General features: G+C 68.3%; 14 protein-coding genes. 4 read left to right on the forward strand and 10 right to left on the reverse strand.

What is annotated here, in order from left to right:
* Positions 1 to 20 precede the first annotated feature (20 nt).
* Positions 21 to 2849 (forward strand): EAL domain-containing protein, encoded by a 2829-nt coding sequence (locus IHE47_RS10500; protein ID WP_192105841.1) that lies wholly within the window; start codon positions 21 to 23, stop codon positions 2847 to 2849.
* 51 nt (positions 2850 to 2900) lie between these two features.
* On the opposite strand, the gene IHE47_RS10505 is transcribed toward IHE47_RS10500, so the two are convergent.
* On the reverse strand, positions 2901 to 3797 hold the full coding sequence (locus tag IHE47_RS10505; RefSeq protein WP_192105842.1) for an Hsp33 family molecular chaperone HslO: 897 nt from the start codon (positions 3795 to 3797) through the stop codon (positions 2901 to 2903).
* 98 nt (positions 3798 to 3895) lie between these two features.
* Here IHE47_RS10505 and mtgA point away from each other — a divergent pair, with 98 nt between their 5' ends.
* Both mtgA and IHE47_RS10515 read left to right on the forward strand, forming a co-directional pair.
* Complete coding sequence (gene mtgA, locus IHE47_RS10510; RefSeq protein WP_192105843.1) at positions 3896 to 4606, forward strand: monofunctional biosynthetic peptidoglycan transglycosylase; 711 nt, start codon at positions 3896 to 3898, stop codon at positions 4604 to 4606.
* Positions 4607 to 4825: 219 nt separating this feature from the next.
* Positions 4826 to 5254, forward strand: a complete 429-nt coding sequence (locus IHE47_RS10515; protein WP_192105844.1) for a CBS domain-containing protein — start codon at positions 4826 to 4828, stop codon at positions 5252 to 5254.
* Positions 5255 to 5294: 40 nt separating this feature from the next.
* On the opposite strand, the gene IHE47_RS10520 is transcribed toward IHE47_RS10515, so the two are convergent.
* Positions 5295 to 6557, reverse strand: coding sequence for an MFS transporter (locus IHE47_RS10520; protein WP_192106078.1), 1263 nt, complete (start codon positions 6555 to 6557; stop codon positions 5295 to 5297).
* A 240-nt stretch (positions 6558 to 6797) separates the two neighbouring features.
* Here IHE47_RS10520 and IHE47_RS10525 point away from each other — a divergent pair, with 240 nt between their 5' ends.
* On the forward strand, positions 6798 to 8147 hold the full coding sequence (locus tag IHE47_RS10525) for a serine hydrolase domain-containing protein (protein WP_192105845.1): 1350 nt from the start codon (positions 6798 to 6800) through the stop codon (positions 8145 to 8147).
* 115 nt (positions 8148 to 8262) lie between these two features.
* On the opposite strand, the gene IHE47_RS10530 is transcribed toward IHE47_RS10525, so the two are convergent.
* The 8 genes from IHE47_RS10530 to cysD form a co-directional block, all read right to left on the reverse strand.
* Entirely contained in the window at positions 8263 to 9294 is a 1032-nt protein-coding gene (locus IHE47_RS10530) for an energy transducer TonB (RefSeq protein ID WP_192105846.1), read from the reverse strand.
* Positions 9295 to 9634: 340 nt separating this feature from the next.
* Positions 9635 to 10156: a met regulon transcriptional regulator MetJ gene (gene metJ, locus IHE47_RS17865; protein WP_192105847.1), complete on the reverse strand. Its 522-nt coding sequence runs from the start codon at positions 10154 to 10156 to the stop codon at positions 9635 to 9637.
* A 52-nt stretch (positions 10157 to 10208) separates the two neighbouring features.
* Positions 10209 to 10424: a hypothetical protein gene (locus IHE47_RS10540; RefSeq protein WP_192105848.1), complete on the reverse strand. Its 216-nt coding sequence runs from the start codon at positions 10422 to 10424 to the stop codon at positions 10209 to 10211.
* 311 nt (positions 10425 to 10735) lie between these two features.
* Positions 10736 to 11131, reverse strand: a complete 396-nt coding sequence (gcvH, locus tag IHE47_RS10545) for a glycine cleavage system protein GcvH (RefSeq protein ID WP_192105849.1) — start codon at positions 11129 to 11131, stop codon at positions 10736 to 10738.
* Positions 11132 to 11203: 72 nt separating this feature from the next.
* Positions 11204 to 12304 carry a glycine cleavage system aminomethyltransferase GcvT gene (gcvT, locus tag IHE47_RS10550; protein WP_192105850.1) on the reverse strand — a complete coding sequence of 367 codons (1101 nt, stop codon included), beginning with the start codon at positions 12302 to 12304 and terminating at the stop codon, positions 11204 to 11206.
* A 72-nt stretch (positions 12305 to 12376) separates the two neighbouring features.
* Positions 12377 to 12994 (reverse strand): alpha-ketoglutarate-dependent dioxygenase AlkB, encoded by a 618-nt coding sequence (locus tag IHE47_RS10555; RefSeq protein WP_192105851.1) that lies wholly within the window; start codon positions 12992 to 12994, stop codon positions 12377 to 12379.
* A 3-nt stretch (positions 12995 to 12997) separates the two neighbouring features.
* Positions 12998 to 14878 (reverse strand): adenylyl-sulfate kinase, encoded by a 1881-nt coding sequence (gene cysC, locus IHE47_RS10560; protein ID WP_192105852.1) that lies wholly within the window; start codon positions 14876 to 14878, stop codon positions 12998 to 13000.
* The gene (gene cysD, locus IHE47_RS10565; protein ID WP_192105853.1) at positions 14878 to 15795 is read right to left on the reverse strand and encodes a sulfate adenylyltransferase subunit CysD; all 918 of its coding nucleotides are present in this window, start codon (positions 15793 to 15795) and stop codon (positions 14878 to 14880) included. The genes cysC and cysD overlap by 1 nt, the downstream gene beginning before the upstream one ends.
* Position 15796: the final 1 nt, after the last annotated feature.

The following is a 15796-nucleotide window of genomic DNA, read 5'->3' on the forward strand; positions in this document are numbered from 1 at the left end:
CGGCCGCGGACCTGGCTGGCATGCCGGCGGCGCTCGAACAGTTGTTCAAGGCGCAGGACAGCGCAAGCGTGCTGGAAACTTGCGCGCGCATCCTGGAAGACTTCGGAATCACCGGCCGGCTGCACTGGCAATCGCCGGCGGATCAAGATGCGGAACCCCACGGATGGCGCCACGAGCTGGCGGAAGACATCCAGCACCAGTTGGCGCTCGTGTTGAGCCGCGACGAACCGGTTGCCGCGCCGCTGTGCGGCAAGCTGGCCTGGCTGGGTCGGCTGGCCAGCGCCCGCCTGAACCAGCTCTCCGAATCCGGCCGCCTGTACGAGGCGATCTCCCGGCTGGCAATGGCCGAACGCCTGCAACGCGCCCTCTATGCCATCGCCGAGCAGGCCAGCGCCGAACAGGACATGCCCGCGCTGATGCGCTCGCTGCACACCATCGTCAGCAGCCTGATGTACGCGGAGAACTTCTATATCGCGCTGTACGACGCCGCCAGCGACAGCGTGCGCTTCCCGTACTACGTGGACAGCCTCGACGTCGACGTGCCCTCGCCCGAACGCAGCGTGCCGTTGCACGAACTGCTGCACGGGGTCACCTGGAACCTGCTGCGCCATGGCCGCCCGCTGTTCGGCGCCATCGACGAGCTGGCGCAGGAACTCGGCGGCCAGTTCCAGTTGCACGGCACGCGCTGCGAACACTGCATCGGCGTGCCGCTGTTCCGCGCCGGGCAGGTCGTCGGCTGCATCGTGGTGCAGAGCTATCGCGCCAAGATGCGCTACACCCGGCACGACCTCGACCTGCTGAGCTACGTGGCGCAGCACGTGCAGACCACGATCGAGCGGCGCAGCGCCCACGTGGAACTGGAGCGCCGCGTGGCCGACCGCACCACCGCGCTGCGCGAAGCCAACCGCGTGCTGCGCCAGCAAGTGCTGCAGCGGCAGCGCGGCGAACGGCTGCAGGCGGCGCTGTTCCGCATCGCCGAGCTGGCCGGCACCACCGACAGCCTCGACGACTTCTACCCCGCCGTGCATCGCGTGATCGGCGGCCTGCTGTACGCGCGCAACCTGTACATCGCACTGATCGACGAGGAAACCCAGTTCATCACCTTCCCCTATTCGGTGGACGAGGTGAACAGCGAGCGCCCGCCGCGCCTCCGCGGCGGTGGCGCCACCGAATACGTGCAGCGCACCGGCAAGCCGCTGCTGGCCGACATGGCGACGATCGATCGCCTGATCGCCAGCGGCGAGATCGTCAACCCGGGCGTGCGCTCGGTGTGCTGGCTGGGCGTGCCGCTGAGCTGGGGCGAGAAGGTGCGCGGCGTGCTGGCGGTGCAGAGCTACAGCCCCGAGCACACCTACAGCGAACGCGACCAGGAACTGCTCACCTTCGTCAGCTACCACGTCGCCAACGCGCTGCAACGCAAGCATGCCGATGCCGCGCTTAAGCAGGCCTACGCCAGCCTGGAGCGCCGCGTGGTGGAGCGCACCCGCGCACTGGGCCTGGCCAACCGCGACCTGCGCGAGCAGATCGCCGAGCGCGAGCGCATCGAACGCCGGCTGAAGTACGAGACCCTGCACGACTCGCTCACCGGCCTGCCGAACCGCACCATGCTGCTGCAGCGGCTGGAGCAAGCCCTGCAGCGTTACCACGCGGATCCGAAGGACCGTTTCGCCGTGCTGTTCATCGACCTCGACCGCTTCAAGGTCATCAACGATTCGGTCGGCCACCTGGTCGGCGACGACCTGCTGTTCCAGGTCGGCGGCCGCATCCGCGCCTGCCTGAAGACCCGCGACATCGTGGCGCGGCTGGGCGGCGACGAATTTGCCGTACTGCTGGAACAGGTACCCAACACCGACGCAGCGCAGCGCACCGCCGAACGCGTGCTGAAGGAGCTGCAGGTACCGTTCCGCCTGGGCGCGCGCGAGATCTTCACCTCCGCCTCGATCGGCATCGCGATGGCCGATGCGCACTACCGCCAGCCCGAGGAATTGTTGCGCGACGCCGACTCGGCGATGTACCACGCCAAGGACGGTGGCCGCCACCGCGCCTCGCTGTTCGACGACCGCCTGCGCTACGAAGCGCTGTCGCAGCTGCGCATGGAGGGCGACCTGCGCCACGCGCTGACGCGCCGCGAGTTCGTGCCGTTCTACCAGCCCATCGTGTCGCTGGCCGATGGCCGCATCGCCGGCTACGAGGCGCTGCTGCGCTGGAACCATCCCGAGCGCGGCCTGCTGCTGCCCCAGGACTTCCTGCTGATCGCCGAGGAAACCGGCTGCGCCGAGGCCATCGACTGGCTGGTCTTCGAGCAGGTCTGCGCGCAGGCCCCGCAGCTGCTTGGCGGCAAGGGCACGATCAGCATCAACGTCTCCGGGCTGCACTTCCGCTCGGACGATTTCGACGCCCGCCTGCTGGCGCTGCTGGACAAGTACCAGGTGTCGCCGTCCAGCATCCGCGTCGAGGTGATCGAACGCACGCTGCTGGACAACCCGGCGCAGGTGAAGCGGATGCTGGAGAACCTGCGCCTGCAGGGCATGGGCATCGCACTCGACGATTTCGGCACCGGCTATTCGTCGCTGAGCTACCTGCACCAGTATCCGTTCGACGCACTGAAGATCGACCGCTCCTTCGTCACCGAGCTGGACAGCGACCGCAAGGGCCAGGGCGCGGCGGTGATCCGCGCGATCCAGGTGCTGGCCGATGCGCTGGGCATGCAGGTGATCGCCGAGGGCATCGAGAACACCACCCAGCAGCAGGCACTGCTCGACATGGGTTGCCGCTACGGCCAGGGCTTCCTGTTCGCGCGGGGCCAGGCCGCCGAGTACTGGCAGCGCCCGGAAAACCGCTTGGCGTAGGCGCGGCTTCAGCCGCGGCCGGGTGCGCGCGGATCGCGGCTGAAGTTGCTCCTACGCCGTGCCGGAGGCGGCCGCGCCGCCCGCGTCGCGCAGCAGGTGTTCCGCGTCGATGCGGTCGAATTCGTAGCGTTGCGCGCAGAACTCGCAGTTCACCTCGATGCGGCCGTCCTGCTCCGCCAACGTGGCCTCCACTTCCTCGCGACCCAGCGAGCGCAGCATCGCCACCACCCGCTCGCGCGAACAACTGCAGCCGAAGGCCAGCGGACGCGGCTCGAACAGGCGCACGGATTCCTCGTGGTACAGGCGGTACAGCAACTGCTCCGGCGCGGTGGCCAGCAGCTCGGCCGCACCCAGCGTGGCGGTGAGGTGCATCACCCGCGTCCATGCATCCTCGTCCTGGGCCGCGCCATGGCCGCCCTCGTCCGGCAGCTTCTGCAGCATCAGGCCCACCGCATGCTCGCCATCGGCGGCCAGCACCAGCCGCGCGGGCAACTGTTCGGACTGCGCGAAGTAGTTTTCCAGCACGCCGGCCAGGTCCGCCGCGCGCAACTCCACCAGGCCCTGGTAGCGCTGGCCGCGCTCCACGTTGCCGATGGTGATCGCCATCACCGCCTGCGGCAGCGAATCCAGCGGCAGGGACTCGGGCAGCGACGGCTCCCAGCGCGCCAGGCCGCGCAGGCGGCCCTGGTCGGTGCATTCGGCGAACAGCAGGCGCAGCGCGCCGGCGCTCTTCAACTGCACCGACAATTCGCCGTCGAGCTTGATGTTGGCGGTCAGCAGCGCGCTGGCGGCCAGCGCCTCGCCGAGCAGGTCGCGCACGCCGGCAGGGTAATCGGCGCGACCGGCCACCTCGCGCCATGCCGGCCCCAGCCGGACCAGCGCGCCACGCACGCCGGCGCGTTCGAGCAGGAACCGGTGCAGCACATCTTCGACAAGTACGGTTTCCACGCGGATACCTCGCAAAGCAAACCCGGGAGATGGGGGCGGACGACCGCCGCGCAATGGGTACAGCCTATACTGCCGCGGGTCTCCACCATCCATCCGCCATGTTCCGTCGCCCACCCCTACGCCGCCTGCTGCGCCGGATCGCGTTCGCCGCACTGGCCTGGCTGGGGCTCACCTGGCTGATGGTGCTGGTGCTGCGCTTCGTGCCGCCGGTCACCTCGGCGGTGATGGTGGAGCGTCACGTCGGCGCCTGGGTCCATGGCGAGCGCGACTTCCATCTGCGCCAGCACTGGGTGCCGTGGTCACAGGTGTCGCCCTGGGTGCCGCTGGCGATGGTGGCCGGCGAGGACCAGAAGTTTCCCTACCACCACGGCTTCGACTTCGGCTCCATCCACCAGGCCATCGATGCGGCCGACGACGGCGCGCGCCTGCGCGGCGCCAGCACGATCAGCCAGCAGACCGCGAAGAACCTGTTCCTGTGGAACGGCCGCAGCTTCGTGCGCAAGGGGCTGGAGGCGTATTTCACCGTGCTGATCGAACTGACCTGGCCGAAGCAGCGCATCCTCGAGGTGTACATGAACATCGCCGAGCTGGGCGACGGCATCTACGGCGTGGGCGCGGCCAGCGACGCCTATTTCCACGAACCACCCGCGCAGCTCGACCCCGCGCAGGCCGCGCGGCTGGCCGCGGTGCTGCCCAACCCGCAGCGCCTGCACGCCGACCGCCCCAGTGCCTACGTGCAGCGCCGCGCGGACTGGATCGAGCGGCAGATGCGGCAGCTCGGCGGCCCGTCGTACATCGGGAAGCGATGACTCTTTGCGATCGTCCCTGATCGCGGGGACCAAACTGGCGGCACCCCTGGCCGCACTTTGCGATGCCCTTGGCGATCATCCTTGATCGCGAAGATCAAATGGGCGGCCATCCCTGGCCGCACTTTCAAAAGGGTCGCTTCACGACACCGCAACACCCGCGGCCAATCCCGGCGCTAGACTGGTTGCGCCCTCATCGCGGGTTCGACCGGAGAGCTGGACATGCGGCAGGTCAAGCATCTGTTGGAAAGCAAGGGTGGCAGCCTCTACACCATCGCGCCGGATGCCCCCGTGCTGGACGCGATCAAGCTGATGGCCGAGCACCGCATCGGCGCGCTGCTGGTGATGCATGGCACGCAGCTGCTCGGCGTGGTGTCCGAACGCGACTACGCGCGCAAGGTGATCCTGCAGGGCCGCTCCTCGTCGCAGGCCACGGTGAGCGAGATCATGCGCACCGACCCGCTCACCGTGGGACCGCAGACCGACGTGCTGGACTGCATGCGCCTGTGCACCGACAGCCGCGTGCGCCACCTGCCGGTGCTCGACGGCGGCAAGGTGGTGGGCATCATCTCGACCGGCGACCTGGTGAAGGCGGTGATCGACGCGCAGGCCGAGCAGATCGAACACCTGGAGCGCTACATCACCGGTTGAAGCCGGGATCGGGGATACGGAAAGGCGCGTCGCGGCCGCTTCACGCGGCGCGCTTTTCTTCCGGCGCGAGATCGGGCGACCAGCCCGCGCGCGCCGACACCCAGGTGGCGAGCGTGGCCACGCCCGCGCCCGCCAGTGCGAGGCCGCCGATACCCACGCCCAGCAGGCGCAGGCCGCTCACCGCGCTGGTCACCGCGAAGTCGCCGAAACGCCACACCGCGGTCTCCACGAAGTTCTTGCCCTTGTAGCGCGTCTCGCGCGGCACGCGCGTATACAGCGCGTCCACCGCTGGCTTGGTCATGCCGTAGGCGAAGCCGCGCGTGGTCACCATCATCACGGCCAGCACCGGCACCGCGGCGCCCAGCAGCGCCACACTGCCGTGGCCGACCATCATCACCGTCAGCAACAGCGCCACGTTCACCAGCGAAGGCAGCACCAGGCCCCAGCCCGGGCCGAAGCGCACCAGCAGCCATCGCGTGAGCGTGAGCTGCAGCAGCACGCCCAGCGTGTTGGTGGCAAGGTCGAGGTCGTTGTAGAACGCGGTGCGCGCCACGTTGCCCGCGAAATGCAGCTTCGCGTAGTCGGCCACCAGCGCATAGGCCAGCGTGCCGATGCCGTCGCCAAAAAGCATGAGCAACGCCATGTAGCGCAGGAAAGGGCGCGACCACAGTTCGCGCACGCCCGCCCACAGCGAACCGCCGATCGGCTCGCCGCCCGGACTGCCCGACCTCGCCTGCTCGCAAGACGCGGACAAGTGCAGCAGCAGCGCCAGCGCAACCGCCAGCGCCAGCGCCGACACCACCAGCAACGGCGCCACGCCCAGCCAGTGCACCAGCAGGCGCGTGAGCAACGGGCCGCAGATCGCCCCGCCCATGCCGCCAAGCGCGATCAGCGAGAACACGCGGCGCGCCCGTTCGCTGGAGAAGATGTCCGCCATCACGCTCCAGAACAGCGACACCACGAACAGGTTGAACACGCTGCCCCAGGCGAAGAACACCACGCCCAGCTCCCGGGCGCCGACGCGATCCTGCGCCATGAAGGCCGGCACGAAGGCCAACTGGCAGACGGCGAAGAAGCTGTAGCTCCAGGCCAGCATGCGGCGCCGCGAGAAGCGCGCCACCAGCCAGCCGAACGCCGGCGTGAACAGCAGCATCACCGCGAACACCACGCCGTAAAACAACGGCAGCGACTGCGAACCCACTGCCCCGCTCAACTGGTCGCGCACCGGCCGGATGATGTAGTACGACGTCATCACGAAGAAGAACGCCAGCGCGGACAGCGCGGGCTCGGCGCCCTCGCGCATGGCGGCGGAACGAATCGGGCTCACGGGGGCATCCGGCACGGGCAGGGCCCGGGAAGGCGCAAGGCTAGCATGCGCTCCCACGCTACGTGCCGCCGCATGGCGGCGGCCGCAAGGCCTCACCGCGCGGCTGCATTGTCCCGGCATGCGAAGTACCGGAAAATCGGCGCTCCGCGTGGCCGATGGATCCCGTCCGCGTATTCCATCCCGGCGTCTCGCGCGCCGACCAGCCTTGCGAAGAAGATGCGGATTCGACACCTCGCCCTTGCCTGCGCCACCGGCCTCGCCTGCACCGGCATCCATGCCGCGCAGGCGCAACCGCAACCCCAGGTCCGGACACAGGCCAGGACCCAGGCTCCGCAACCGACCGTTGCCGCAAACATCCTGCCGCCGGCCAGCGCGGACATCGCCGCCGAGGAACTCCCGCAGGCGCGCATCCAGGCCGCGCTCGCGGACTACCAGCGCTGGCTGGGTGAACTCGATGCGCGCCATGGCGCCGCCGGGCTGGCCACGGCGGTGGTGATCGACGACAAGGTGGTGTTCGAGCACACCCAGGGTTATGCCAACGCCGCCACCCAGGCGCCGGTGACGCCCGCCACGGTGTTCCGCCTGGCCTCGCTGTCCAAGGCGTTCGCCACCGCGGCCACCGGTATCGAGGTCGACCATGGCAAGCTGGGCTGGGACACGAAGCTGGCCGACGTGCTGCCCTATTTCAAGCTCAAGGACGTGCAGGCCACCGAGCAGGCCACCGTGGCCGACATCCTCGGCCAGCGCGTGGGCCTGCCGCACAACACCTACGACAACCTGCTCGAGGACGACGTGCCCTACGACGAGCTGGTGCGCAAGCTCGACGAGGTGGACAACACCTGCGCGCCCGGCCTGTGCTACGGCTACCAGAACGTGGCCTTCAGCCTGATCGGCGACGTGCTGTTCGCGCGCACCGGCAACTTCTTCGACAAGCTCGTCGACCGGGACATCTTCAAGCCGCTGCAGATGCAGACGGCCAGCTACGGACGCTCCGCACTGGAATCCAGCAAGAGCTGGGCGCGCCCGCACCACGCCGGCAGGAACCACGGCTGGATCCCGTTCGAACCCAAGGAAGCCTATTACCGCGTGGCACCGGCCGCCGGCGTCAACGCCAGCATCCGCGACATGGAGTTGTGGCTGATCGCGCAGATGGGCGGCCGCCAGGACGTGCTGCCCACCGCGCTGCTCGACGTGCTGCACGCGCCGGGCGTGGCGACCCCCACCGAAGTGCGCGCCACCCCATGGCGCCATGCGCGGCTCAGCAATGCCAGCTATGCGCTCGGCTGGCGCGTCTATACCTACAGCGGCGAGACGCTGTTCTTCCACGCCGGTGCGGTGGCCGGCTACCGCACCATGATCGGTTTCTTCCCGAAGTACCACGCCGGCGTGGTGACCTTGTGGAACTCCAGCGGCGCGATGCCCAGTGGGCTGATGCCGATGGTGTTCGACGACCTGCTCGGCCTGCCGCACGTGGACTGGGCCGGCGTGGAAAGCGCCACCCCGGCCAGGAGCGCACCGGCCAAGGCCAGGCCTGCGCGCAAGGCGCGCAAGCACCCGCAGCACTGAACCATCTCCAGGCGTCCCGCGCCGCTGGATCGTGCACGGGCTCCGGGAGCTTCACCCAAACAAAACGGCGCATGCGATGCATGCGCCGTTTTGTTTCCGCGAGTCGCGCGACCGGTCAGCGGCCGGTGCTGAACTCGATCTTCTGCTGGGACGTGCTCTCCACCGGATTGCCGTCGCGCATCGCCGGCTTGAAGCGGTAGTGATCGATCGCCTCCGTGGCGGCACGGTCGAACACGTGGCGTGGCTGTGCATCGATCACGTGCACGTTGCTGGTGGTGCCATCCGTCGTGACCGTGAAGCCGACCAGTACCCAGCCGCCCTGGCCGGTGCGCAATGCCGCGGTCGGATACCTCGCCTGCACCGCCTTCAGCAGCACGGCGCTGCTGTCCTGGGCGCCGGCGGTGTCGGCCGATGCGGCCTGGGCCTGCGGCTGCGCGGCCTGCTGCGGCTGCTCGGCAGGCTTCTGCTGCCTGGTCTTGGCCTGCTCGGCGGCCAGCGCCTGCTGCGCCTGCAACTGCTCGGCCTGTTTGGCGGCTTCCTGCTTCTCGGTAGCGGCCTTTTGCGCAGCGAGCTGCGCCGCCTTCTGCTGATCCTGCGCCTGCTGCTCCTGCTGGTTGGCCAGCTTGCGCTGGGCATCGAGCTTGGAACGCAGGATGGTCAGCGTGTAATTCGCCGGGTCGGCCTTGGCCAGCAGGTCGATCTCGCGTTGCGCTTCGTCGAAGTTGCGCGAGTTGACCGCCTGCTCGGCATCCGAAGCGGCAAACGGGAAGGTCTCGCGCAAGGCGCTGGTCGCCACCGGGTTGTCCGGCTGCTTGGCAAGCACGCGCAGGTAGAACTCGAACGCGTTGTTGCCCGCGGGCGACAGGTAACGCTGCGCCTTCAGCGCCTTGCTCGCCTCGTTCAACAGCTGGTTGACGTCCAGCGCCTGCAGGTTGGCCGGCGCGGCCTCGGCCGGCGCCGCCTTGCCCGACGCGGGCACCGAGGGCGCACCGCCGGCATCGAGCTGCATCTGCTGCCGGTAGGGGCGGACGATCAGGAACCACGACGACGCGGCGAGCGCGGCGACGATGGCGACGATGGCAATGGCAACGGGCCGGACGGCCCCGCGCGCGCGATGGCGTGCGATATAGGTATATCGGGTACCCATGGTCTCTCACCGAGTGTCGACAGATACCCGCGCTTTCCCCCTGTGCATCCAGGTGCGACGAGTCCCCGACTCGGCCGCGGCGCGGATTGACGACAAGGTAACCGCATTGCGGCAAGGTGCGCAAATCGCGCGGCCCGGCCACACAAGCCGTGACGCATGCCAGGACAGCATGGCAGCCGCCATGCCAGGGAAGCCCCTGCCATTCCTGGCCCGGGCGTCACCGGCTTTCCCTGCGCCGGAAACGAAACGTCCCGGCAGGGCCGGGACGAAGTTCCGAATCGATCTCCCCACGCTGGGCACCGCGGGGAGAGAAATCGCTTGATGCCTGTTGTTGTGTTGCTTACTTCTTGGCGGTGGTCTTGACGGCCTTCACCACCTTGGCGGCGGCAGGCTTCTTCGCAGCAGCCTTCTTGGCTGCCGGCTTCTTGGCAACCTTCTTCACAGCGGCCTTCTTCGCGGCTGCCGGCTTCTTGGCGGCAACCTTCTTCACGGCAGCCTTCTTGGCGACCTTCTTCACGGCAGCCTTCTTGACGGCCGGCTTCTTGGCGGCGGCCTTCTTGGCGACCTTCTTCACGGCGGCCTTCTTGGCAGCCGGCTTCTTTGCAGCGGATTTCTTGGCAGTGGCCATGGTTCGTCTTAGCTCCTCATCGGTTGGCAGTGGTTGCCCAGTAAAAGCGTGGAGGAACGCCTCAACCAGCAAATCGCTGTTGGTGGCGTGCCTCAAATTCTTCACCTGACGCTCGGTGCGCAGGTCGGACAGCGTTCGCAATACATGGAGCGGAATCGAAACGGTGATCTTGCGTACTGCGTTCGCTTTCTCGCCGTGCTCCACGTAAGGCGTGATGAATTTCGGTGATGCCATGTTGCCGTTCCCCATGAACTTGGGCGAAAGCTATTCCGTAAGATTTCAGCTGTCAATGGATTTTGATCGGCAAATCAATCCCTTTCGCCAAGCCGCCTGCGCCGGCCGCGCCAAGCCGGCGCCCGAGCCGTCCATGGCGGCATTTTCTTTTGGACGTCCAGACTTCCATACGTAAAATCGCCACGAAACCCATGTCCGGCGCGAAAGCACTATAAACAAGGCACTTCGTGCCTCGTTCGAGTGCGACGCGTAAAAACCGGAACGACATCGCAGCCATCCGACGAAGCGAGCCGGGCACGTACCACGACGACTTCCCGCCAGATGAACAGGACGCGACCGACCGGACCCGTCGACGATCGCCGACGGGAGCAATCCGTCGTCACGACCGACGCCTAAATGCGCCCCGACCACCTCGCCTCGATGGCGGTGGCGCCCTGGAGACTTCGCCGGAGCGAGTACCGACACCCCATGCCGGCATGGCAAATGGACGTCCATTTGCCATGCCGTCGCGACACGACGGGCGCCGGAAACGACGACGGCCGCGCAAGGCGGCCGTCGTCGAGCCCATTGGACGGGAACTCAGTGGTCTTCGTTCTCGACCAGTTCCTCGTAGGCGCCGGCATCCAGCAGCTGATCGAGCTCGGCGCGGTCGCTCATGCGCACCACGTAGATCCAGCCCTCGCCCCAGGCGTCTTCGTTGATCGTCTCGGGCTTGTCGTTGAGCGTCTCGTTGACTTCCACCACCTCGCCGGACACCGGCGAATAGATGTCCGAGGCGGCCTTCACCGACTCCACCACGGCGGCCGCGTTGCCGGCGGTGACGCTAGCGCCGATTTCCGGCAGCTCCACGTAGACCAGGTCGCCCAGCTGGCCCTGTGCATGGTCGGAAATGCCCACGCGCACCAGGCCGCCGTCCTCGACGCGGGCCCACTCGTGGGATTTGTTGAACTTCAGGTCGCCGGGGATCTCGCTCATGGTCGGGTCCTATGTCGGGTCTGGAAAGGATTCGGAGTCGGGCGGCCATTCTAGCCGCAAGAGCACGTGCGGTCAGATGCCTTCGCAGGGCTTGCCGTCGCGCACGAAGGGATACTTCACGAGGCGCACGGGCAGCTCGCGTCCGCGAATGTCGACGCGGACCGCACCGGGTTCGCCGGCCGGAATGCGGGCGAAGGCCACGGCCTTTTCCAGCGTGGGCGCGAAGCTGCCGGAGAGGATTTCGCCCTCGCCGCCCGCGGTGAGCACTTTCTGGCCGTGGCGCAGCACGCCCTTCTCGTCCAGCACCAGGCCCACCATCACGCGCTTCACGCCGGCGGCCTTCTGCTGCTCCAGCGCGGCACGGCCGATGAAGTCGCGGCCTTCATCCAGCGCGATGGTCCAGCCGAGGTTGGCCTCCCATGGCGAGACGGTTTCGTCCATGTCCTGGCCGTAGAGGTTCATGCCGGCCTCGAGGCGCAGCGTGTCGCGGGCGCCGAGACCGGCCGGCGCGACACCGGCCGCAGCCAGCGCTTCCCACAGCGCCACGGCATGCTCGGCCGGCACGAGGATCTCGAAGCCGTCCTCGCCGGTGTAGCCGGTGCGCGCCACGAACAGCGGCATGCCGTGCGGGCCCTGCGCGGCGGCGGCGGCGAACTTGCCGAGCTTCTCGATGCGCGCGCGATCCACCTCGTGCAACAGGCCCAGCACCTTGGCGCGGGCGTTCGGGCCCTGCACCGCGACCATCGCGAACTCGGGGCGCTCCTTCACCTGCACGCCGAAGGCCGCGGCCTGCTTCTCGATCCAGGCCAGGTCCTTGGCGCGGGTGGCGGCGTTCACCACCAGCCGATAGAACTCGTCGCCGAGGAAGTAGACGATCAGGTCGTCGATCACGCCGCCCTGCTCGTTGAGCATGCACGAGTACAGCGCCTTGCCGTGCGCCTTGAGCTTCTCGACGCTGTTCGCCAGCAGGTGGCGCAGGAAGTCCTTGGTGCGCGCGCCATGCAGGTCGATCACGGTCATGTGCGAGACGTCGAACATGCCGGCGTCGCGGCGCACCGCGTGGTGCTCCTCGATCTGCGAGCCGTAGTTGATCGGCATGTCCCAGCCGCCGAAGTCGACCATGCGGGCGCCCAGCGCGCGATGGGTGGCGTTGAGTACGGTCTTCTCGGTCATCGCGATGGCGCCTTGCGGGGATAGGAGACGCCCATTATCTCCTGCCCGCACGAGGCATTCCAAGCCGCGGATTCAGTGCGCGGCCGTGTGGATGCAGCGGAAGGTGAGGTTGATGCGCGCCTCGGCCAGATTGCGCATGCGCGGCAGCTCATGTCGGCACAACCGCTGCGTATCGCCGGCCATGCGCAACAGGCTGCCATGCGGCAGCAGCAGCTCGGACGTGTCGCCGGGCTGCGCGGATTCGCCACGCGCGCGGCGACGGCGAAGACGGAAACGCCGCTCCGCCCCCAGGCTCAGCGAGGCGATCACCGGCCGCGCCCCCAGTTCCGGCTCGTCGTCGCTGTGCCAGCCCATCGCGTCGCCGCCGTCGCGGTAGAGGTTGGCCAGCACGCTGTTGAAGCGCGCGCCGCAGGCCTGCTCCACCCGCGGCCGCAATGCGGCCAGCGCCGCCGGCCACGGTTGCGGCTCGAAGCGGCTGCGTGAATAGGTGTAGGTGGCGCCGGGATCGCCGATCCAGCAGCTCAGGCGCGGCGACGCGACCTCACGGCCGAACAGGCGGATCCGGTGGTTCTCCCAGGCAATCGCCCGCCGCAGCTCGACGAACAACGCATCCGCCTCGACCGCGCCAAGCCATGGCGACCACAACGCCACGTCGGCACCCGGCAGGACGATGCGTCGCCAGCCGCTCATGGCTCAGATGGCGTAACCGCCGCCCGCCGGCGCAGCGGCCCGCCCCAGCAGCTGCGCAGTCACCTGCTCGGCCAGCTCCTCGGCGCGCAGGCCTGCCGTATGCAGGTGCACCTCGGGCGACTCGGGCTGCTCGTAGGGCGCGTCGATGCCGGTGAAGTTGCGGATCTCGCCGGCGCGCGCCTTGCGGTACAGGCCCTTGGGGTCGCGCTGCTCGCACTCGGCCAGCAGCGTGTCCACGAACACCTCGACGAACTCGCCCGCGTCGAACAGCTCGCGCACCGAACGCCGCTCGCTGCGGTAGGGGGAGATCGCGCTGACCAGCACGATCAGGCCCGCGTCCACCATCAGATGCGCGACTTCGCCGATGCGGCGGATGTTCTCCACGCGGTCCTCGGGGGTGAAGCCGAGGTCCTTGTTGATGCCGTGGCGCACGTTGTCGCCGTCCAGCAGGTAGGTGTGGTGGCCCAGCGCATGCAGGCGCTTCTCCACCAGGTTGGCGATGGTCGACTTGCCCGCGCCGGACAGGCCGGTGAACCACAAGCACAGCGGGCGCTGGCCCATGCTGGTGCCGCGCACCGACTTGTCCACGTCCACGTGCTGCCAGTGCACGTTGGCGGAACGCGTGAGCGCGAAGTCCAGCATGCCGCAGGCCACGGTGGCGTTGCTCTGGCGGTCGATCAGGATGAAGCCGCCCAGCGTGCGGTTGCCGGCATAGGGCTCGAACGCGATGTCCTCGTCCAGGCCGATCGTGCAATAGCCCACTTCGTTGAGCGAAAGATGGCGCGCGGCCAGCTTGGCCTGCGTGTTCACGTCCACCTTGTGCTTGATCGACATCACGCGTGCATTGACCGTGCGCGTGCCGATCTTCAAGGCATAGATGCGGTTGGGCAGCAGCGCGTTGTCGCCCAGCCATACCACGTGACAAGCGAACTGGTCGGCCACCGGCGCGGGGCGCAGCGCGTCGGCGATCACGTCGCCGCGGCTGGCATCCAGCTCGCGGTCGAAGCACAGCGTCACCGCCTGCCCCTCGCCCGCACTCTCCAGGTCGCCACCGGCAGTGACGATGCGTTCGATGCGCGCGCGCTGCACGCCGGGCTGCACCACCACTTCGTCGCCGCGCGCCACGCGGCCGCCGCAGATCGTGCCGGCGTAGCCGCGGAAGCTCTGGTCGGGCCGGTTCACCCACTGCACCGGCATGCGGAAATCGTCCGCGCGCGCCGGCGTGGCATCAGCCGCTTCCAGCAGCTCCAGCAGGGTCGGTCCCTGGTACCAGGACAGGCGTGCGGAGCGCTCGCCCACGTTGTCCCCGCCCGGTGCGATCACCGGCAGGCAATCGACCCTGGCGATGCCCAGCGTCCGCGCCAGTTCGCGATAGGCCTCGGTGATTTCGCGGTAGACCGCCTCGTCGCAACCGACCAGGTCCATCTTGTTCACCGCCAGCACCACCTGGCGGATGCCGAGCAGGCTGCAGATGTAGGTGTGGCGGCGGGTCTGCGGCAGCAGGCCCTTGCGCGCATCCACCAGCACCACCGCCAGGTCGGCGTTGGAGGCGCCGGTGGCCATGTTGCGCGTGTACTGCTCGTGGCCGGGGCAGTCGGCCACGATGAAGCTGCGCCGCGCGGTATGGAAGTAGCGCCACGCCACATCGATGGTGATGCCCTGCTCGCGCTCGGCGTCGAGGCCGTCGGTGAGCAGGGCGAAATCCAGCGCGCCACCCGCCTCGGCATGCAGCTTGCGGCTGTCGCGTTCGAGCGCGGCGAGCTGGTCGTCCGGCACCATGCCGGCGTCGTAGAGCAGGCGGCCGAGCAGGGTGCTCTTGCCGTCGTCCACGCTGCCGCAGGTGATGAAGCGCAGCAGGCCCTGGTTGGCGTCGGGGGCGGCCATCAGAAATAGCCCTCCTGCTTCTTGCGTTCCATCGAGGCGGTGGGGTCGTGGTCGATCACCCGGCCCTGCCGCTCGGAACTGCGCGACTCCACCATCTCGTCAATGATCTCGTCCAGCGTGCCTGCGGTGGACTCCACTGCACCGGTGAGCGGATAGCAGCCCAGCGTGCGGAAGCGCACCATGCGCGTCTCCACCTGTTCGCCTTCGCGCAGGGTGAAGCGCTCGTCGTCCACCATGATCAGCGCGCCGTCGCGCGCCACCACCGGGCGCGGCTTGGCGAAATACAGCGGCACCACCGGGATGGCCTCGCGGCGGATGTACTGCCACACGTCCATCTCGGTCCAGTTGGAAATCGGGAACACGCGCACGCTCTCGCCCTTGCGGATCTGCGTGTTGAAGGTGTGCCAGAACTCGGGGCGCTGGTGCTTTGGGTCCCAGCGGTGCTGCGCGTTGCGGAACGAGAACACGCGCTCCTTGGCGCGCGACTTCTCCTCGTCGCGGCGCGCGCCGCCGATGGCCGCGTCGAACTGGTACTTGTCCAGCGCCTGCTTCAGCCCCTGCGTCTTCATCACGTCGGTGTGCACGGTGGCGCCGTGGGTGAGCGGCGAGATGCCCTGGCGCAGGCCGTCCTCGTTGACGTGCACCAGCACCTCGACGTCGCCCTGCGCGGCCACCTGGTCGCGGAACGCGATCATCTCGCGGAACTTCCAGGTGGTGTCCACGTGCAGCAACGGGATCGGCGATTTCGCGGGATAGAACGCCTTGCGCAGCAGGTGCAGCAGCACCGAGGAGTCCTTGCCGATGGAGTAAAGCATCACCGGCCGGCGGAAGCTGGCCGCCACCTCGCGGAAGATGTGGATGCTTTCGGCCTCGAGTTCGTCGAGATGGTCGGTACGCGGAGCGAGACGTGCGTTCATG

The organism is Rhodanobacter sp. DHB23 (genome assembly GCF_014842975.1).
Classification (GTDB): Bacteria; Pseudomonadota; Gammaproteobacteria; order Xanthomonadales; family Rhodanobacteraceae; genus Rhodanobacter_A.